The sequence below is a fragment of the Flexivirga oryzae genome, from assembly GCF_014190805.1.
In the GTDB taxonomy this organism is placed as follows: Bacteria; Actinomycetota; Actinomycetes; order Actinomycetales; family Dermatophilaceae; genus Flexivirga; species Flexivirga oryzae.
In genome coordinates this window covers 21,993-39,658 of record NZ_JACHVQ010000005.1, presented here as the reverse complement: position 1 = coordinate 39,658, position 17,666 = coordinate 21,993, and the positions used below count along the sequence as shown (strand labels likewise).

The 17,666-nt window shown below is 69.3% G+C and carries 19 protein-coding genes and 1 tRNA gene; 7 read left to right on the top strand and 13 right to left on the bottom strand.

Going from position 1 to position 17,666, the window contains the following annotated elements:
* Positions 1-20 precede the first annotated feature (20 nt).
* On the bottom strand, positions 21-818 hold the full coding sequence (locus tag FHU39_RS21095; protein WP_183322720.1) for a MerR family transcriptional regulator: 798 nt from the start codon (positions 816-818) through the stop codon (positions 21-23).
* 90 nt (positions 819-908) lie between these two features.
* Between FHU39_RS21095 and FHU39_RS21090 the strand changes: the two genes are divergently transcribed.
* From FHU39_RS21090 to FHU39_RS21080, 3 genes are all read left to right on the top strand, one after another.
* Entirely contained in the window at positions 909-2,363 is a 1,455-nt protein-coding gene (locus FHU39_RS21090) for an MFS transporter (RefSeq protein ID WP_183322719.1), read from the top strand.
* A gap of 127 nt (positions 2,364-2,490) precedes the next feature.
* Positions 2,491-3,501, top strand: a complete 1,011-nt coding sequence (locus FHU39_RS21085; RefSeq protein ID WP_183322718.1) for a hypothetical protein — start codon at positions 2,491-2,493, stop codon at positions 3,499-3,501.
* Positions 3,498-4,031: a SigE family RNA polymerase sigma factor gene (locus FHU39_RS21080; protein WP_183322717.1), complete on the top strand. Its 534-nt coding sequence runs from the start codon at positions 3,498-3,500 to the stop codon at positions 4,029-4,031. Before FHU39_RS21085 ends, FHU39_RS21080 begins: the two co-directional genes overlap by 4 nt.
* 13 nt (positions 4,032-4,044) lie before the next feature.
* Here the strand turns inward: FHU39_RS21080 and FHU39_RS21075 are convergent, their stop codons facing one another.
* The 3 genes from FHU39_RS21075 to FHU39_RS21065 are packed head-to-tail and all read right to left on the bottom strand — an operon-like array spanning position 4,045 to position 8,055.
* Positions 4,045-5,826, bottom strand: coding sequence for a sugar phosphate isomerase/epimerase and 4-hydroxyphenylpyruvate domain-containing protein (locus FHU39_RS21075; RefSeq protein WP_343066049.1), 1,782 nt, complete (start codon positions 5,824-5,826; stop codon positions 4,045-4,047).
* Positions 5,823-6,680: a shikimate dehydrogenase gene (locus FHU39_RS21070; protein WP_183322716.1), complete on the bottom strand. Its 858-nt coding sequence runs from the start codon at positions 6,678-6,680 to the stop codon at positions 5,823-5,825. The genes FHU39_RS21075 and FHU39_RS21070 overlap by 4 nt, the downstream gene beginning before the upstream one ends.
* Positions 6,681-6,699: 19 nt before the next feature.
* On the bottom strand, positions 6,700-8,055 hold the full coding sequence (locus tag FHU39_RS21065) for an MFS transporter (protein ID WP_183322715.1): 1,356 nt from the start codon (positions 8,053-8,055) through the stop codon (positions 6,700-6,702).
* Between the two features lie 101 nt (positions 8,056-8,156).
* Between FHU39_RS21065 and FHU39_RS21060 the strand changes: the two genes are divergently transcribed.
* From FHU39_RS21060 to FHU39_RS21050, 3 genes are read left to right on the top strand one after another with little or no spacing between them, the layout of a single operon-like run.
* Positions 8,157-9,164, top strand: coding sequence for a LacI family DNA-binding transcriptional regulator (locus tag FHU39_RS21060; protein WP_183322714.1), 1,008 nt, complete (start codon positions 8,157-8,159; stop codon positions 9,162-9,164).
* 32 nt (positions 9,165-9,196) lie between these two features.
* The gene (gene aroQ / locus FHU39_RS21055) at positions 9,197-9,655 is read left to right on the top strand and encodes a type II 3-dehydroquinate dehydratase (RefSeq protein ID WP_183322713.1); all 459 of its coding nucleotides are present in this window, start codon (positions 9,197-9,199) and stop codon (positions 9,653-9,655) included.
* Between the two features lie 45 nt (positions 9,656-9,700).
* Positions 9,701-10,885, top strand: coding sequence for a GNAT family N-acetyltransferase (locus FHU39_RS21050; RefSeq protein WP_183322712.1), 1,185 nt, complete (start codon positions 9,701-9,703; stop codon positions 10,883-10,885).
* An 18-nt stretch (positions 10,886-10,903) separates the two neighbouring features.
* Here FHU39_RS21050 and FHU39_RS21045 read toward each other — a convergent pair whose 3' ends face one another.
* From FHU39_RS21045 to FHU39_RS21015, 7 genes are all read right to left on the bottom strand, one after another.
* Positions 10,904-11,458 (bottom strand): hypothetical protein, encoded by a 555-nt coding sequence (locus tag FHU39_RS21045; RefSeq protein WP_183322711.1) that lies wholly within the window; start codon positions 11,456-11,458, stop codon positions 10,904-10,906.
* A gap of 198 nt (positions 11,459-11,656) precedes the next feature.
* Complete coding sequence (gene rplA, locus FHU39_RS21040) at positions 11,657-12,373, bottom strand: 50S ribosomal protein L1 (protein ID WP_183322710.1); 717 nt, start codon at positions 12,371-12,373, stop codon at positions 11,657-11,659.
* Between the two features lie 70 nt (positions 12,374-12,443).
* Positions 12,444-12,875: a 50S ribosomal protein L11 gene (gene rplK, locus FHU39_RS21035; protein ID WP_183322709.1), complete on the bottom strand. Its 432-nt coding sequence runs from the start codon at positions 12,873-12,875 to the stop codon at positions 12,444-12,446.
* 98 nt (positions 12,876-12,973) lie between these two features.
* Positions 12,974-13,906: a transcription termination/antitermination protein NusG gene (nusG, locus tag FHU39_RS21030; RefSeq protein WP_425484822.1), complete on the bottom strand. Its 933-nt coding sequence runs from the start codon at positions 13,904-13,906 to the stop codon at positions 12,974-12,976.
* Positions 13,907-14,249: 343 nt separating this feature from the next.
* On the bottom strand, positions 14,250-14,489 hold the full coding sequence (gene secE, locus FHU39_RS21025) for a preprotein translocase subunit SecE (protein ID WP_343066048.1): 240 nt from the start codon (positions 14,487-14,489) through the stop codon (positions 14,250-14,252).
* Positions 14,490-14,528: 39 nt separating this feature from the next.
* Positions 14,529-14,601 (bottom strand) — tRNA-Trp (locus FHU39_RS21020).
* A 135-nt stretch (positions 14,602-14,736) separates the two neighbouring features.
* Complete coding sequence (locus FHU39_RS21015; RefSeq protein WP_183322707.1) at positions 14,737-15,582, bottom strand: hypothetical protein; 846 nt, start codon at positions 15,580-15,582, stop codon at positions 14,737-14,739.
* 50 nt (positions 15,583-15,632) lie between these two features.
* Between FHU39_RS21015 and FHU39_RS21010 the strand changes: the two genes are divergently transcribed.
* Positions 15,633-16,694, top strand: a complete 1,062-nt coding sequence (locus FHU39_RS21010; protein ID WP_183322706.1) for an adenosine deaminase — start codon at positions 15,633-15,635, stop codon at positions 16,692-16,694.
* Here FHU39_RS21010 and FHU39_RS21005 read toward each other — a convergent pair.
* Positions 16,653-17,087 carry an NUDIX domain-containing protein gene (locus tag FHU39_RS21005; protein ID WP_183322705.1) on the bottom strand — a complete coding sequence of 145 codons (435 nt, stop codon included), beginning with the start codon at positions 17,085-17,087 and terminating at the stop codon, positions 16,653-16,655. The genes FHU39_RS21010 and FHU39_RS21005 overlap by 42 nt on opposite strands.
* Positions 17,088-17,124: 37 nt before the next feature.
* A complete protein-coding gene (locus FHU39_RS21000) occupies positions 17,125-17,496 on the bottom strand; it encodes a hypothetical protein (RefSeq protein WP_183322704.1) in 372 nt (123 codons plus the stop codon).
* Positions 17,497-17,666 lie beyond the last annotated feature (170 nt).

The window sequence follows — 17,666 nt, the reverse complement described above, 5'->3', positions numbered from 1 at the left end:
CGCCGGCGCCTGACCGCCGGTCACGATCGTGTGGTGACCGGCCACCACACGATCGTGGTGTGGTCGATCAGGTCCTTCTCGTCACCGCGTGGGAGGTAACGCTCCCGCACCGGCCCGTCGCCGGACATCGCCCGCTCCGTCACCGACTGGCCGAGCACGCCGTACGCCCGGTCCAGGTCGATGAACGGCCCGTCGTAGGTCGTCACGGCGAAGTCCCCGCCCGGCACCTGCTCGGCTCCGCGGGTGTGCGCGTCGACCGGGACGTAGGCGACCAGTTCGGCGGCTCCCTCGGTGAAGTACTCGGTCGGGAAGATCACCCCGTCCGGCCCGGTGCGCCTGCCGCGACCGACTCGCAGACTGCGGTGCAGCTGCGTGAAGGTGTCGATCCACCACGCCATCGCGGTGTCACCGGTCACGTGCTCACGGACGACCAGCGCATGCACCGTGGGCTCGTGGATCGTCTCGACCGCGAGCTCCTGCTGCTCGTCCTGCAGGATGCGCCGCAGCGAGTCGACCGTCTCCTGGGTCCGGCGCAGTTGCTCGGTCATCCGGTCCAGGTGCTCGGCGATGATCACATCACGTGCCGCCGGGTCGGGCGCGGTCACCACCTTGCGCACCGCGTCGACCGACATGTCCAGGTCCCGCAGCCGGCGGATGAGCTGCGCGTCCGCGACCTGCCCGGGCACGTAGTAGCGGTATCCCGAGTGCGGGTCGATCCGCGCGGGCTCCAGCAACCCCACGTCGTGGTAGTGCCGCAGCGCCTTGACGCTGAGGAACGTCATCCGGGAGAAGTCGCCGATGCTCAGTAACTCTGTCATGCGCACAACGCTCAACCCTCCCCCAGCAGGAGGGTCGATGTCAGCCGAATTGTTGAGTCTCCCCCTGGGGGAGGCTGGAGAACTTCAGGTATGACAACACAACACACGGTGCGTCGCCCCGGTCGCCATACCTCATCCGAAACCGTTACCGCACAACCACTTCGGGGTACGGCGACGGCCGGCCCGGTGCCGCTCATCACGTTGTTGGCCGGCGTCTTCGTGGTCGTGCTGGACTTCTTCATCGTCAACGTCGCGCTGCCGTCGATGCAACACGACCTGCACACCGACGACACCGGCATCGAGTGGGTGATCGCCGGGTTCGGGCTCACGTACGGCGGCCTGCTGCTCGCCGGCGCCCGGGCCGGTGACCGATGGGGCCGCCGCCGGATCTTCGCCACCGGAGTGCTCCTCTTCACGCTCGCGTCGGCGGCGTGTGGCCTGGCCCCGTCGATCGGCACCCTCACCGGCGCCCGCATCGCGCAGGGCATCGGCGGCGCGCTGATCACCCCGATGGTGCTGGCGCTCATCGGCGACATCTACACCGGGCCGGCGCGGGCCCGCGCCATCGGCGCCTACTCCACCGCGATGGGTATCGCTGCGGCGAGCGGACAGCTCATCGGCGGCGCGCTCATCCAGCTCGACCTCCTCGGTGTGGGCTGGCGCTCGATCTTCCTGGTCAACGTGCCGATCGGCGTCGCCATACTCGCGCTCGTGCGGCGGCTGCCGGGCACCCGTGCGGACCACCCGCCGAAGCTCGACGTCGCCGAGATGGCGCTGTCCGTCGCCGCGCTCACCACCTTGTTGCTGCCGCTGCTCGAGGGACGCCGGCTCGGCTGGCCGAGCTGGACGTGGGCGTGCCTCGCAGCGTCCGTCCTGTGCACCGCGCTGCTGGTCGTCCGCTGCCGGGTCCTGCTGCGCCGCGCTGACGACCCGATGCTCGGTGCGGTGCTGCGCGGCTCGCCGGCCGTCCGGAACGGCTTGATCATGCAGGTCGCACTCTTCCTCGGGATGGCGTCCTACTTCCTGGTCCTCGCGGTGTACCTGCAGGGCGGGCGCGGCCTGAGCGCGCTGGGATCGGGCGCGATGTTCACCTTCCTCGCCGTTGCCTACCTGGTCGGCACGGCGCAGGCGGAGCGGCTGGTCGCCCGGTTCGGACGTCGTGCGGTCGCAGTGGGAGCCGCAACGAGCCTGCTCGGACACCTGGCGACGGCGTTCGTGGTGGTCGACCTCCCGGCGGCCGGGGTCCTCTGGCTGGCACCCGGGCTGGTTCTGACGGGGCTGGGGATGGGCGTGTCCCTGACCAGCCAGATCGCCGCGATCATGTCGTCGGTGCAGCCGGCCGAGGCGGGTTCGCTGTCGGGCACGTTGTCCGCGGTGCAGCAGGTCGGCAACACCGTCGGAGTCGCGCTGATCGGCATCGTCTTCTTCGGTGCCATGGACCGCGGGCCGCGGGTCGCGCTCGAACACGGCCTGGCTTACCTGGTCGCGGTCACCGCGTTGCTCGGTCTCCTCGCGATGTTGCCGGCCCAGATACGGCGGCGCTGAGCCACCTGCGGCTGCCCCGGGCACCCGTATGCTCGGGGCATCGGTCCGGTGACCTGTAACGCGGGACGTTGTTCGCGGCGTCTTGTTCGACATACCGAGTCACCTCGACCTCAGGGGGTTCATCGTCATGATCGACGAGCTGGAAGAACAACTGCGGGCGGCGTATGCCGACCTGCCGTCCGACGCACACGGTGCCGCGGACCTCGCCGAACACGCGATCTCCGCCGGCCGGCAGCGCAAGCACTTGCGGGTGGCGGCGGGTGCGAGCGGCGGCCTGGTCGCGGCGACCGCGATCGTGGCGACGGTCGCGCTGACCGGCAACGCGGTGGGCAACGGCGCCAACTCCGTCCACCGGGTCGACCCGGCCGGTCCGGGAGTGCACCTGCAGTTCTCCACACAGAACCCCACCCGCCACCCCGCACCGAGGAAAGCCACGTCCTCCCCGTCGATCACCACCGTCCAGCCCGGGTACGACGACTACTCGGGGCCGGATGACACCAGCACCTCCGACCCGTACCAGGGGCACAACAAGAAGATCGCCGGGCTCGCGGGCTACCTGCTGCCGCACGGCGCACAACTGCCCAAGGGGCTGACCTACTCGCGGCACCGGCCGACCTCCAACGTGGATGCGGACGACCTCGGCGCAGCTCCCGTACCCACCCTGGTCATGGCGCGCAGCAACGCGCAGAACGACAGCACCCCGGACACCACCGGACAGGTCGCCAACGTCTTCGACAGCGCCTTCAACTACCGCACGGACGGCAGCATGCCGGGCGACGGCAACCCGGACCAGCGCAGCCTGATGACCCTGATCGTCGCGTTCAAGAACGTCCACCTGGCGCGGACAGCCATCCCGACGGTGCAGGCCAGCCGCGGCGGCTGGATCTGGGTGGCCGGTCAGACCGGCGCCGTGCAGGTCCCGTGGTCCGGTGTCGCCGGAGCGGACGGACCCAGCTACCTCTTCGAACAGCCATCGACCGGCGTACCCAGCCAACCGGACCTGAAGTTCAAGTCGAACTACATCGCCGTCCAGGTCGTCGGCAAGTACGTGATCTCCGCCATGACCCAGTCCGAGCAGGGAGCGTCCACCGCCATCAGCAGCATCATCACCAACCTGCAGAAGGCGAATCTGCTGTGACGACAAGCGATTTCGCGTCCTTCGTGGAGCGGGAGACCGCGGGTTTACGCAAGTTGGCGACCTCGCTGACCGGCAACCGCACCGACGCGGACGATCTGTTGCAGGAGACCTTCACCAAGACGTTCGTGTCCTGGCGCAAGGTCCGGTCCGCAACCGCTCCCTCGGCGTACGTGCGACGGATGATGGTGCACACCTTCCTGTCCGGGCGGCGTCGCCGGGCATCCTCCGAGATCGTCAGCCCGTTCGACAACGACGAGCTGACCAGCCCGGATCCGGCCGAGGCGTATGTGCAACACCACGCCCTGCTCGCGCAGGTCCGTCGCCTGCCCGAGCGGCAGCGCGCCATCGTCGTGCTGCGCTTCATGGAGGATCTTCCGGTCGGCGAGGTCGCCTCGATCATGCGGATGCGCGAGGGTGCCGTGCGCACGGCATGCCACCGGGCCCTCGCCGAACTGCGTGAAGCTGCGGCGGCGAACACCGACCTCGGGGACTCACGCGCGACGAGAACTCAGTCGTCCTACGCGATCTGAGCCTCGGTCCGGGTCACGCAGCCGCTTGCGCGGCAAGGCGGACGTGCGTGTTGCGGGCGCCATACCCGTCGTAACCGCCTCTGCGTTCGAGGATCTCGACGAAGAAGCCGTCCTCGCAGGGCATCGTGTACGCGTGCAGGAGTTCGCCGCCGCGCGCGTCCGCGTCGTAGAGCAACCGGTGGTCCCGCAGCAGCCCGAGGAACTGCGGGTCCAGGTCGAACGCGGCGTCCAGGTCGTCGTAGTAGTTGTCCGGGACGGGCATCAACGCCACTCCCGCGGCGCGGAGGCGGCCCACCTCCCGGGCCGCGTCGGCGCACCCGAACGCCAACTGGGTGATGCCGCGTGCTCCGGCCGATGCCCCGTCACCCTGTGACACGTTGAGCACGATGCGCAGGCCGCCGCTGGCGGGCCGCAGCGTCCTGCTCTGCAACCGTCCGTGCGGCTGGATGAACTCCTGCAGGGAGCCGGGACGCAGCCCGAGCAGGATGCGGTAGAAGGCGGTCTCCTCGTCGAGCCGGTCGGGCGGCACGGTGATGCCGACGTGGTCCAGCCCGAGCCAGCCGCTGTCGCCGAGCGAGGTGTCGGCGCGGAAGTCCGAGCGCCAGTCGTCCGGTGCACCGGCCGGGGCGCTGACGAAGACATGCACACCGCTCGGTGCCGTGATGCCCGGCAGGGCCGACTCGTCGGCGCCTCGGGTGCGCTGCAACTGCGGCCAGTCGAGTGCTGCGGCCCGCGTCTGCACCGCGGCCACCGAGGGCGCGACCAGTCCGAGCGCCTGCGGCCGACCGTGGCCGGTCTCCTGGCCGTTGAGCACCAGCGACGCCCCGCCGTTGCGCCACCAGGTGACCGGCTTGGTCCGATGGACCCCGGCCAGCCGGAAACCGAGTGCTTCCAACGTTCCTTTCACCTGCGGATCGTCCGGCGGCGCCGCCAGTTCCACGAAGGCGGCTTCCTGCGCGGCCACGGCGGGCAACGCACCGGTCAGCTGATCCTCCAGGAACAACAAGGAACGCATCGCGTCCCGTGCCGTCACCGTCGGGGGCGCCTGCCGGACCACGTCGCTGAACACCTCGAGCGAGACCGGCCCGGCATACCCTGCCGCGAGCGTGGCAGCCACGACACCGGCGACGTCGAGCGTGCCCTGGCCCGGGAAGCAGCGGAAGTGGCGCGACCACTCCAGCACGTTCATGTCGAGCATCGGTGCGTCGGCGACCTGCAGGAAGCCGATCCGGTCGCCGGGTATGCCGTCCAGCGCTGCCGCGTCGTCCCCGCGGGCGAGCAGATGGAAGGTGTCCACCGCGAGTGTGACCGCCAGGTGATCCGCGTCCTGCACCGCGGTCCAGGACTGCCAGACCCGGTTGACGTGCCGGCCCCAGGCGAGCGCCTCGTAGGCGACGACCAGTCCGTGTTCCTGCGCGAGTTCGCCGATCCGGTGCAGTTGTGCAGCGCGCAGCGCGGGACCGTCGACGGCGTCCGGCGAGACGTTCGAGCAGGCCAGCACGACCGGTGCCCCGAGTTGTTGCGCTATCTCGAACTTGCGCTCCAGACGGTGCAGGACCCGGCGGAACCCCTCGGGCGGCACTCCTTCCACGTCCCGCACCGGCTGGAAGAGGTCCACCGTGAGCCCCAGGTCGGCACACCGTGCCGCGACCTCCGAAGGATGCAGCGGTGACGCGATCAGGTCGTTGTCGAAGATCTCCACCCCGTCGAAGCCGGCCGCCGCGATGGTGGCCAACTTCTCGGGGAGCAGCCCACTCAGCGACACCGTGGCGATGCCCTTGCGCAGCGCGCTCACAGCGCGGTCAGCTCGCTGAAGTACTGGATCATCCGGTCCGCGTCCGGGGTGCGGCCGGTGAAGTGCGCGAACGCATCGGCCGCCTGGAACACCGCCATGCCGCCGCCGGGAAGGACCCGGCAGCCGAGTTCCCTTGCACGTTCGACCAGTTCGGTGTGCAGCGGGAAGTAGATCACGTCCGACACCCACAGGTCGGGGCGCAGCAGGTCGGCCGCGATCGGCATACCCTCGTGGCCGAGCATGCCGATCGGCGTCGCATTCACCAGCCCCTGTGCGTCGGCCAGCGCCCCGGCGACGTCACCGGCGACAGCAACCCGCTCGTCACCGAACACCTTGGCCAGGCGGGTCACGCACCCGTCGGCGCGCTCCCGGTCGACGTCGACGACGCTCACGTGCTCCGCGCCCTGGTGCAACAGGGCGTACCCGACCGCCGAGCCGGCGCCGCCGGCGCCGACCAGCACGACGCGGTCGTGGACCGCGTCCGGCAGCTCCCGCCGGAACGCCTGCCCGTACCCGGACCAGTCGGTGTTGGTCCCGACGAGCCGTCCGTCCCGCATCAGGACGGTGTTGACGGCGCCCAGGTCGTGGGCGTCATCGGTGAGCTCGTCGAGCAGCGGTATGACGGCCTGCTTGAACGGGTGCGTGATGTTGAGCCCGTCGAAACCGAGCCGCCGGGCCCAGCCGAGGACCTCGGGCAGGTCGGCGCTGGTGAAACCCTCGATGCCGGCGTCGATGCGACGGTAAGTGAGGTTCAGCCCGCACGCCGAACCCTCGTGCTCCTGCATCGCCGGAGTGAGTGAGGCTCCGATGCCGGCGCCGACCAGGCCCAGCACGAAAGAAGTCTGTTGCGTCATGGTGTTCACCGCTGCCCGATCAGTTCGCCGGGACGGCCGGCACGAGCTTGTGGCTGCAGCCACGCTTGGCGCCCAGCTCGGCTGTCGGCATCGTGTGGGTCCGGTTCGGCCCGCTCAGGACGGCGATCGCCGAGGCGGTACACGCGAGGAGCGCGAACGCTGCGACCTTGTACCAGTTGCCGGCCTCGCCGCCCATCAGGGCTCCCGCGATCGACGGGGTGAAGCCGGCCAGGGCGAAGCCGCACTGCGTTCCGACCGCCATACCCGACAGCCGCACGCTCGTCGGGAAGTACTCGGCATACGTCACCGGCCACACCGAGTTCGGCATCGAGTAGACGACACCGGCGAGCAGGATGCCGGTGATCATGACCAGCGGGAGGCTGCCGGTGGAGATCGTCCAGAGGAAGACCACGACCATCACACCGGTGCCGATCAGTCCGCCGACGAAGACCGGCTTGCGGCCGATCCGGTCCGACAGTGCGGCCCAGGCGGGGATGGTGCCCAGCGCCACTACGTTCGCGATGATCGCGAGCCACAACATCGCCGTCTTGCTGATCCCGATGCCGTAGGCGTCCGAGGTGGCGAACGTCAGCGCGAAGACCGCGAACACCGTGTTGACCATCGCCACGAATGCGGCGAAGAAGACCCGGACCACGCCGCGCCAGTGGTCGCGGAACAGCACGGCGAGCGGGGCGGGTGGCACCTCGGCGCTCGCGGACTCGGCGCGGAACTCCGGTGTCTCGTCGAGCTTGGCGCGGATGAAGTAGCTGATCGCGACGACCACCGCGCTGAGCAGGAAGGGGATCCGCCAGCCCCAGGTCAGCAGCTGGTGCTCGGGCAGTGCGGCGATCGGCAGGAACACCAGTGGTGCGAGGACCTGGCCGCCCTGGGTGCCGTTCAGGGTGAAGCTGGTGAAGAAGCCGCGGCGATGCTGCGGTGCGTGCTCGAAGGTCATCGAGTTGGAGCCCGCCTGCTCACCGGCCGCCGAGAAACCCTGCAGCAGTCGCAGCAGCACCAGCAGTGCGGGAGCCAACAGCCCGACCTGGTCGTAGGTCGGCAGGCAGCCGACCAGGAAGGTGGACAGGCCCATCAGGATGATGGTGCCGATCAGCACCCGCTTGCGGCCCAGCTTGTCACCGATGTGGCCCATGAAGAACGACCCGACCGGGCGGGCGACATACCCGACGCCGAACGTCGCGAGCGACGCGATGGTCGCCGTCGAGGCATCGGCTTCCGGGAAGAAGATCTTCGGGAAGACCAGTGCCGCGGCAGTGCCGTAGATGGCCATGTCGTAGTACTCGAGCGCACTGCCGGTCCACGCGGCAATGGCCGCGCGGCGCGGGGAGCGCCCCTTCTCGTGGGTGGTGTCTGACATCGCTTCGTCCTCCGTCGTCCTGCATCAGTGCGTACCTACGACGCTACGAGTGACCCAAATCACCTGGCAATCGTTTGCCAGAATTTGCCATACTGTCCTCCATGGACGCTCCCCGGCCGCGCAAGCGCGCGACGATCCTCGATGTGGCCCGCGAGGCAGGCGTGGCGGCATCGACCGTGTCACGCGCCTTCACCAACCCGGGACGCGTCAACCAGGCGACGCGTGAGCACGTCCTCGACGTTGCGAAAAGCCTTGGCTACACGCCGAATCCGATGGCACGCGCACTGGAGAGCGGCCGCACCGAGACGCTCGCGCTGCTGGTCCCCGACATCACCAACCCCTACTTCGCCGGCGTGATCAAGGGCGCCGAAGGGGCCGCGGCGCGGTCCGGTCGCACGCTGGTGCTCGGCGACACCCAGGAGTCGGCGGCGACCGAGGCCGAACTGGTGCGACGGCTCGGACCGGCGGTCGACGGGTTCGTGCTCAGCGCGTCCCGTCTGCCGGACACCGAGCTGCGCCGGGCCGCCGAGCTCAACAACCTCGTGCTGCTGAACCGCGCGATCCCCGGCATCACCGGCGTCGTCGCGGACTTCGGATCGGGCACGCGCCAGATCATCGACCACCTCGCGTCGCACGGACACCCGTCGGCGGTCTTCCTGGCCGGCCCACCCGAGTCGTGGTCCGGCCGTCGGCGCTGGGCCGGCCTCGAGGACGCCGCGCACGCGGTCGGTATGACGGTCCGCAGGCTCGGCCCCTACGCGCCGACGAGGGAAGCCGGTGCGGCGGCCGCGGATGCCGTCATCACCTCGGGCACCACGGCGGCCGTGTGCCACAACGACATGCTCGCCCTGGGCGTCATGCGGCGGCTGCTGGAGCGCGGCGTGCGCGTCCCGGACGACGTGAGCGTCGTCGGCTTCGACGACATCTTCGGCGCGGACCTGTGCACGCCGACCCTGACGACGCTCGCCGAGCACACGCAGGACGCCGGAGCACGCGCCGTCGAGACCCTGATCCACCTGGGACTGCAACGAACTCGGACGGACCAGTCCTGGCAACTGCCCACGCACCTGGTCGTTCGCGAGTCCACCGGGCCGTGCCGCATACGCTGAACCTCTGCTCAACCGGACCATCAAGGAGTGACATGTCGACCCAACCGCTGACCGTGATCAACGGACCAAACCTCAACCTGCTCGGGACACGCGAGCCGGAGATCTACGGGCACGAGACGTTGGCCGACATCGAGGCACAGTGCGCCGAGACCGCACGGGAGTTCGGCCTGACCGTCGACTGCTTCCAGAGCAACAGCGAAGGCGCGATCGTCGACAAGCTGCACAGTGTCCGTGGGAGCACGGCCGGCATCGTGCTGAATGCCGGCGCCTACACCCACACGTCGGTGGCCATCCGCGATGCCCTGGCCAACGTGCCGGCACCGTTCATCGAGGTGCACATCTCCAACGTGCATGCGCGCGAGGCGTTCCGGCACCACTCGTACCTGTCCGACGTCGCGGCGGCGGTGATCGTCGGATGCGGGTCGCAGGGCTACGAGTTCGCCATCCGCCGCCTCGCGACCCTGGTCGGCGCGTCGCGTGGTTCCGACTGACGGTGGCACACACCCGATCCTGCTGTCCCGCATAGGGTCACTGTCATGAAGCCGGTGATCCGCGAGCTGACCGACGACGACCGCAAGGCCAACCACCGGCTTGGCGCCGAGGCATTCGGGTACGGACCCGACCGCCGGCCGGTCGAGTTGCCACCCGCCGGTGGGACGGTGTTCGGTGCGTTCGTCGACGGAAGGCTCACCGCGAAGATCCGGGTGAGCGACTACGAGGCCCACCTGCCGGGCGGACGCACCCGACCGGTCTCCGGCGTGGAGGGGGTGGCGGTCCACGCCGAGGCTCGCGGCCGCGGGCTGCTCACGCCGCTCTTCCGGGCCGGCTTCGAACGGGCCCAGCGGATGGGTCAGCCGGTCAGCGTACTGTTCCCCACCGCGGCCGGGATCTACCGCCGGTTCGGCTACGAGATCGTAGGTGCCCTCGAACACCGCGAGCTGCCCGTGTCCCTGCTCGCCCACGTCGCGGCGCCGACGTCGATCTTGCTGCGCCGCGCGACGGCCGCCGATGTGGACACGATCCGTGGTCTGTATGCCGAATGGGCGGCCGAACGCCTCGGGCCGCTCACCCGGACCGGCCCCGGTGAGCCCCACCTGTGCGCCGACTACGTCGCGGACCCGGCGTCCGCAACCCTCGCCGTCGACGACGGCGGCCGCATCGTCGGTAGCGTGCGATGGACCCGTGGAACGGGATACGACCCGGAATCCTCGGTGATCGAGGTGCAGGACCTGATCGGTCTCACCCCGGACGCGACCCGCGCGCTCTGGCGTTTCCTCGGCAGCTTCGGATCGGTCAGCGGCCGGGTCGACGTCGAGCTACCCACCGGCGACGAGTCGCTGGGGGTGCTGCCCTTCGAACCGCCACCACCCGTGCGCGAGCACCGTTGCATGATCGCGCTGCTCGACATACCGGGAGCCTTCGGCGCACGTCGCGGAGTGCCCGGTCTGCAGGTCGACCTGCCGTTCACCGTCGAGGGGGCCTTCGCCGCCGGGGTCGACGGAGACTACACACTCACCGCGGAAGGCGCCGGATTGCGTTGCGAACATGGCAGTTCCGGTGCTGGGCCGGTCTTCAGCGCACGCGGCCTCGCGGCGTTGTACGGTGGCGCGCAGCGTTGCTCGGGCCTGCGCCTGACCGGCCAATTGCACGGACCCGTCGACCACGACCCGATCTGGGACGCGCTGTTCAACACGCCGATGCAGCTGCGCGACTACTTCTGACGGTGTGCCCGGCGATGCTCAGGCCGGGACGGAGTCGGGCGGTGCGGTGATCTTGATCGCCGGGCCCCAATGGGAGTACTTCGCCTGCAGGGTGGTCTTCGCGTTCGCCACGACCTGCATGCTCAGCAGCAGCTGTGCGGAGGAGACGACTTCGATGATGTCCTCGCCGGAGGCCGGGACCTTGACCAGTTTGCTGGTCCCCAGTTTCGTGGCCTGAGCCTTGACCTGAGCCGCGGTGAGGTGCGTCCGGTAGGTCACCGCGGACGGTGTGCTCGCCGTGACCTTCCAGGTGACATCCGTCGTGCCGCCGGCCCGACCGCCTTCGCTCTGTCGCATGGCGGACAGCAACGGCGCGAGCTGCCTGGAGAGCGCGTCCGTGCCATCGGGTCGAACCGCGATCCAGCCCGAGCCGTCCGACGGAACCTGCAGGTAGAGCACGTCTCCGACATACAACAGATTGGCCTTCTTCGCACCGACGTGCTCGACCATCCGCTCGGTCGCGGTACCGTCCTCGGCGAACGACACGACACCATCGGCGGTGAACGCGCCGTGGGCGCCGGTGTTCTCCGTCACGTGCGCGGACCTCCCGCGCCGCGCTTGCTGCAACCGCTGCTGCAGCGCCGTGCCCGAGATGGTGTCGCCGACCTTCGCGGTTGCGTTGACAGCAGTGGCGGCCGCCGCGCTGGTGGTCGATGCGGCCGAGGATGGCGAATCGGCCGCTGCCCCGTGCTGGGGCAGCGGCCGCTTCGTGAGGTATGCCGGAGGCGATACTCAGGCGTCGGCGCCCTCTTCCAGCAGGTTGCGCGTGACGGACGCGTCGAGCGGGATGCCCGGGCCCATCGTGGTCGACATCGTCGCCTTGGAGATGTAACGGCCCTTCGAGGCGGCCGGCTTCAGACGCAGGATCTCGTCCAGCGCCGCACCGTAGTTCTCGATGAGTGCCTTCTCGTCGAAGGAGACCTTGCCGATGATGAAGTGCAGGTTGGAGTGCTTGTCGACGCGGAACTCGATCTTGCCGCCCTTGATGTCGGAGACAGCCTTGGCGACGTCCATCGTGACGGTGCCGGTCTTCGGGTTCGGCATCAGGCCGCGCGGGCCGAGCACCTTACCGAGACGACCGACCTTGCCCATCAGGTCCGGGGTGGCGACGACCGCGTCGAAGTCGGTCCAGCCACCGGCAACCCGGTCGAGCAGCTCGTCCGAGCCGACGAAGTCCGCACCCGCGGCCTCGGCAGCGGCGGCCTTGTCCCCGTTGGCGAAGACCAGCACGCGCGCCGTCTTACCCGTGCCGTTCGGCAGGTTGACGGTGCCGCGCACCATCTGGTCGGCCTTGCGCGGGTCGACACCGAGGCGGAAGGCCACCTCGACGGTCGAGTCGTACTTGGTCTTCGCACCGGACTTCGCCAGGCGCACCGCCTCGAGCGGGGTGTAGAGCTTGTCCTTGTCGATCTGCTCCGCCGCTGCGCGGTAGTTCTTGCTGTGCTTCATGTGTTCTTCCCTTTCGGAATTGTGGTTGTGCGGGCCGAAGCAGGCCCAACCACGGTCGATGAGGTGGTGCTCAGGCCTCGGTGTCGATACCCATCGAGCGAGCGGTCCCGGCGATGATGCGCGACGCCTGCTCGATGTCGTTGGCGTTGAGGTCGGCCATCTTCTCCTGCGCGATCTCGCGGACCTGGTCCTTGGTCAGCTTGCCGACCTTGGTCTTGTGCGGCTCACCGGAACCCTTGGCGACACCGGCGGCCTTCTTGATCAGCTCGGCGGCCGGCGGCGTCTTGGTGATGAAGGTGAAGGAGCGGTCCTCATAGACCGTGATCTCCACCGGGATGACGTTGCCGCGCTTGTCCGCCGTGGCGTCGTTGTACGCCTTGACGAACTCCATGATGTTGACGCCGTGCTGACCGAGCGCCGGACCGACCGGCGGGGCGGGTGTCGCCTGGCCGGCCTGGATCTGCAGCTTGATGAAGCCGGCGACCTTCTTCTTGGGAGGCATGCTGTTGTTCCTTTTCGTGGGCCGACGCCGTGGGCGATGACCCGGTTGCAATGTCCTGGCAGGCGAACCCTGTCAGGGATGTGTCGTCATACCTGGGTCTAGATCTTCGCGACCTGGTTGAACGACAGCTCGACCGGGGTCTCCCGGCCGAAGATGGACACGAGCACCTTGAGCTTCTGGGTGTCGGTGTTGATCTCGGAGATCGACGCGGGCAGCGTCTCGAACGGGCCCTCCATGACCGTGACCGACTCGCCGACCTCGAAGTCGACGTCCGCCGACGCGGCGGCCTTGCCGGGCTTGGCGACACCGCTCGCAGCGGGAGCGCCGGACTCGGCCTCGCCCGCCGGCTCCTCGAAGACCGGGTTGAGCATCGTCACGACTTCGTCGATCGACAGCGGCGACGGCTGGTGGGCGTTGCCGACGAAGCCGGTCACACCCGGTGTATGGCGCACGGCGCCCCAGCTCTCGTCGGTCAGGTCCATGCGGACCAGCACGTAACCGGGCATCCGGACCCGGGTGCCGGTCTTGCGCTGGGAGTTCTTGATCTCAGTGAACTCCTCCATCGGCACCTCGACCTGGAAGATGTAGTCCTCCATGTTGAGGCTCGTCATACGGGTCTCGAGGTTGGCCTTCACGCGCTTCTCGTAACCGGCGTAGGAGTGCACGACGTACCACTCGCCGAACTGCAGCTTCAGGTCGGCGATGAACGCCGCGCGCTGCTCCTCGGCGCTGAGCACCGGGCCTTCCTCGTCGTCCGCAGCCTCGTCGTCCGCAGCCTCGTCGGAATCGGCCTCGTCGGACGCGACGTCCTCGCCCAGGTCGGCGGCTTCGGCGGCCACCGCGGCGTCGGCCTCCTCGTCACCTTCGGCCCCGTCGACCTCGTCCTCGTCGCGCTCCGCGTCGGCCTCGGCGGAGAGGTCCGCGTCCGCCTCGGCGATCTCGGCGTCGATCTGCGGGTCGTCCTCGACCTCGGCGGCGTCGAAGTCCTCGTCGGAGTCGTCGCCGTCCGCGCCGTCGTAGTCGGGGTGGATCGCCTCGAGCTCGGCCGGGTCCTCCGGGTCCGCGCCTTCGCCCGCGGCGGCCAGGGACTGCTCGCTGTCGCTGTCGCCGTCGGCGAGATCGAGGTCGTCCTCGAACGTCTCGCGCAGGTCGTCCGCGGGCGCCTCGCTGTCCGCCTCGGCGGCGATGTCGAGCGCGTCGGCGTCCTGCGCGTCCTCCACCTGGAGGTCGGCGTTCCACGCCTGCGATTCGGCGCGCTCCGCGTCCAGCGCCGCAGCTTCGCGCGGGTCCAGCTCGCCAGTCATTGCCCTGCTTTCGTTGATGTCTTGTGTCGGACCGATGCCGTCGCGGGAGCCGCGTCGGCAGCATCGTGCGTCAGCCGAAGACCCAGCCGACGAGCTTCACCACCAGCTGATCCAGACCCACGATGTAGGCCATGATCAGCGCCAGGAAGACGATCAGCGCGATCGTGTAGCTGACCAGCTCGTCCCGAGTCGGCCGCACGACCTTGCGCAGCTCGTCGATGACCTGCCGGATGAACAGCAGGATCTTGCCAAGACCGCGCGGGGATCGCTCCTCGGTCGAGCCACGCGTGGAGGCGGTGCTCGTGCTCACGATGTTTCCTGCCTTGTCGATGCTGATGTACCTGTCCTGCAGGGCACGAGGGACTTGAACCCCCAACCCCCGGTTTTGGAGACCGGTGCTCTGCCAATTGAGCTAGTGCCCTCCGAGCGTTCAAGCGTCGTCGCCGCCCGTTTTTCGGGCATGCCACATCAGCTTGAGGTTGATCGGTGTGTCAAGCATACGGGGTGTGCCCCGCTCCCAACAAAACGGAGACCGGTCGATCCGGGTTCCCGCGGTCTCAGTGACCGACCGCGCCACCGGCCGCTTGGTACGCCGAAGGAGTCAACGGCACCAGCCGTGCACATCCGAGCGTGTTGCACTCGCACGCGTAGTCGAAGGGGCTCTCGGGTGGTGCGTTCTCGCCGAGGGACCGGCGGAACGCGGCGATCTGGCCGTTCGCCACGGCATTCTCCTCACGCCGTACGGCGCGGCGCTGCGCGCCGTCGACCGCCCGTTGACCGGCCTGCACGACCGGCCGGAAGAAGGTGTCCAGGCGAGCCGCGCTCTGCTCCTCCTCCTGCGCACCGTCCATCTCGACGACGGCCAGGTCGCGCTCCGCGGCCGCCCGACGGATCCGGTCGGTGAGCAGCGCATCGCGCTCCAGCCGGAGCCGGCGCCCGCGTTCACGGTCACTTTCTCGTTCCAGCGGCGTCGGGCTGTTGCGGATGCCGAGGCTGCGTGCGGTGAACTCGGAGGTCGGCAGCAGCCACACTCCGTGGCCGCGACCCGCCATGACCGGCTGGACCAACTCCGGCAGCAACTGCGGGCCCTCCACGACCACGAGCGGGCCGTCTCCCCGAGCGGTGACGTCCTGCAGGATCATCTCGAACCGCTCCGTCGCGTAGTCCACGAAGCGTGACGCCTGCTGCTCGGCGGTGGGGTCGACCATCAACTCCTTGAAGTCCATGGCATGGGTTCGAGCCATCACCGGCTGCGACTTCGGGTCGGTGCGTTCGACGTGGGCGTACGTGTAGGCATCGACCGGGTGCAGTCGCAGGTCGTGTCGATAGGCGATGCGCCGGGCCAGTGTGGACTTCCCCGCGCCGCTCCCGCCGCCGATCCAGAGCACCTGCGCCAGTTTCATGGCCGTCAAGCATAGGTGTGCGCGCCGTCGGGTCCACTAGGTTCGGGGCCATGCCCGAACGTTCGGTGGCGACCCTCCCCAAGGCTCATCTGCATCTGCATTTCACCGGATCCCTGCGGATCGCGACCCTGCGTGACCTCGCGGACAAGCACGACGTGCGGCTGCCGGAGGCGCTGCTGGCGCAGTGGCCGCCGAAGCTGTCCGCACGGGACGAACGCGGCTGGTTCCGCTTCCAGCGGTTGTATGACGCCGCCCGCGCCTGCGTCACCGACGAGTCCGACCTGCGCCGCCTGGTGCGGGAGGCGGCGCAGGACGACGTCGCCGAAGGCTCCCGCTGGCTGGAGATCCAGGTCGACCCCACGTCATACGCCTCCGGCCTGGGCGGCATCACGCCCGCGCTGGAGATCGTGCTCGACGAGGCCCGGTCGGCGAGCGCCGACCTGCCGATCGGCGTCGGCGTGATCGTGGCGGCCTCCCGGCTGAAACACCCGATGGACGCCCGGGCGCTCGCCCGACTCGCCGCACGGCACGCCGGGGACGGACCCGGAGAGGTCATCGGCTTCGGACTGTCGAACGACGAACGCCGCGGAGTCACAACCGATTTCGCACCCGCGTTCCGGATCGCCCGGAAGGCCGGGCTGGCGTCGGTCCCGCACTCGGGCGAGTTGCTCGGGCCCGACGCGGTCAACGAGACGCTCGGCTCGCTGCAGCCGAGCCGGCTGGGACACGGTGTCCGCTCCGTCGAGTCGCACTCGGTGCTCAACCGGGTGGTGGACTCCGGTGTCGCGCTCGAGGTGTGCCCGGGGTCCAATGTCGCCCTCGGCGTCTACCGCACCCCGCAGGAGGTGCCGCTGCGGACGCTGGCCGAGGCGGGTGCGACGATCGCGCTGGGTGCCGACGATCCGCTGCTGTTCGGCAATCGCCTTGCGGATCAATACCGTTCGGCCCGCGAGGACCATGGCTTCACCGACCGGGAGCTCGCCGCCCTGGCCAGGTCGTCGATCGATGCATCCTTCGCGCCGGCGGACGTGCGCAAGGCGGCGTACGCCGACATCGACGCGTGGCTGGAGTCACCGGGCGATCAGGCGCAGCGCGACGTCGACGATGCGTGACCGGTAGCCCATGCCGTCGGTCTCGGCCAGCGGCATCCAGCGCGCGAAGTCGGTCGAGCCGTCGACCTCGGTGGTGCCGAACTCACCGCCGGTGATCTCCGCCTCGAAGAGCACCCGCTGCGACTTGAACGGCCGCTCCAGCGGGCCGTCGGTCGCAGCAGCGAAGTAGTCCGTGGCCACGGGCCGTCCGACGGTCACGTGGTAGCCGGTCTCCTCGAACACCTCGCGGACGACCGCCGCCTCCATCGACTCGTCGAACTCGACTCCCCCACCGGGCAGCGTCCACCCCGCCTTGCCATGCCCCTTGCCGTTGTACCAGGCCAGCAGGATCTGTTCGTCCCGGACGATGACTGCGTATGCCGCAAGGCGCGTGTCGTACTCGGTGAAGTGCATGCGCGGCATCCTCGCACGCCCACCGGCCCGCGGCGGCTCACCAGCGCAGGCCGGCCTCCTCCAGCGTCGCCTCCACCTCGAGCCGTTCGACGGTCGTCCATTCGCGTTCCGGGATGCTGTGCTCGACCTGCAGCGCGGTGCAGCAGGCCTCGAGCACGTCGTCATACGCCAGCGTCGTGGCCCGCAGCCGGTGCACGCGCGCGGCTGCTTTCGAGGAACGCAGCACGTCGAGTTCGGTGTACAACCGGGTCAGGTCCGAGGAGAGCCGGGCGATGTCGCGTGGTGCGGGGCTCGGTGTGGCCGTGGCGGATCGTTTCGGCGCGATCCAGGCCCGCACGGCCCTCTCGCAGCCGATCAGGATCGCAGCCGGCGCGACACACGCCGCCGCGTATTCAACAAGTCGCCACATCGCGACCTCCCGATGCCACCTTCCATCGTGCCACCGCCGCCGTCGCGCCGCATCCCTCATTCGCCGAAAGGCTCACCAACGACCGAGAGGCCCAGAAGCACGGCCCCATTTCGCCCCATTTCGCCCGGGTTTACTGCGCCTGTCGGCGCTTTGTGGGCCTGTCGGCGATC

Excerpts from the sequence above, each read along its gene's own strand:
- FHU39_RS21060 (WP_183322714.1), top strand. The coding sequence starts at position 8,157 with ATGGACGCTCCCCGGCCGCGCAAGCGCGCGACGATCCTCGATGTGGCC.
- rplK (WP_183322709.1), bottom strand. The coding sequence starts at position 12,875 with ATGCCTCCCAAGAAGAAGGTCGCCGGCTTCATCAAGCTGCAGATCCAG.
- FHU39_RS21050 (WP_183322712.1), top strand. The coding sequence starts at position 9,701 with ATGAAGCCGGTGATCCGCGAGCTGACCGACGACGACCGCAAGGCCAAC.
- FHU39_RS21005 (WP_183322705.1), bottom strand. The coding sequence starts at position 17,087 with ATGCACTTCACCGAGTACGACACGCGCCTTGCGGCATACGCAGTCATC.
- FHU39_RS21085 (WP_183322718.1), top strand. The coding sequence starts at position 2,491 with ATGATCGACGAGCTGGAAGAACAACTGCGGGCGGCGTATGCCGACCTG.
- FHU39_RS21090 (WP_183322719.1), top strand. The coding sequence starts at position 909 with ATGACAACACAACACACGGTGCGTCGCCCCGGTCGCCATACCTCATCC.
- FHU39_RS21000 (WP_183322704.1), bottom strand. The coding sequence starts at position 17,496 with ATGTGGCGACTTGTTGAATACGCGGCGGCGTGTGTCGCGCCGGCTGCG.
- rplA (WP_183322710.1), bottom strand. The coding sequence starts at position 12,373 with ATGAAGCACAGCAAGAACTACCGCGCAGCGGCGGAGCAGATCGACAAG.
- FHU39_RS21010 (WP_183322706.1), top strand. The coding sequence starts at position 15,633 with ATGCCCGAACGTTCGGTGGCGACCCTCCCCAAGGCTCATCTGCATCTG.
- FHU39_RS21065 (WP_183322715.1), bottom strand. The coding sequence starts at position 8,055 with ATGTCAGACACCACCCACGAGAAGGGGCGCTCCCCGCGCCGCGCGGCC.
- FHU39_RS21015 (WP_183322707.1), bottom strand. The coding sequence starts at position 15,582 with ATGAAACTGGCGCAGGTGCTCTGGATCGGCGGCGGGAGCGGCGCGGGG.
- FHU39_RS21070 (WP_183322716.1), bottom strand. The coding sequence starts at position 6,680 with ATGACGCAACAGACTTCTTTCGTGCTGGGCCTGGTCGGCGCCGGCATC.
- aroQ (WP_183322713.1), top strand. The coding sequence starts at position 9,197 with ATGTCGACCCAACCGCTGACCGTGATCAACGGACCAAACCTCAACCTG.
- FHU39_RS21095 (WP_183322720.1), bottom strand. The coding sequence starts at position 818 with ATGACAGAGTTACTGAGCATCGGCGACTTCTCCCGGATGACGTTCCTC.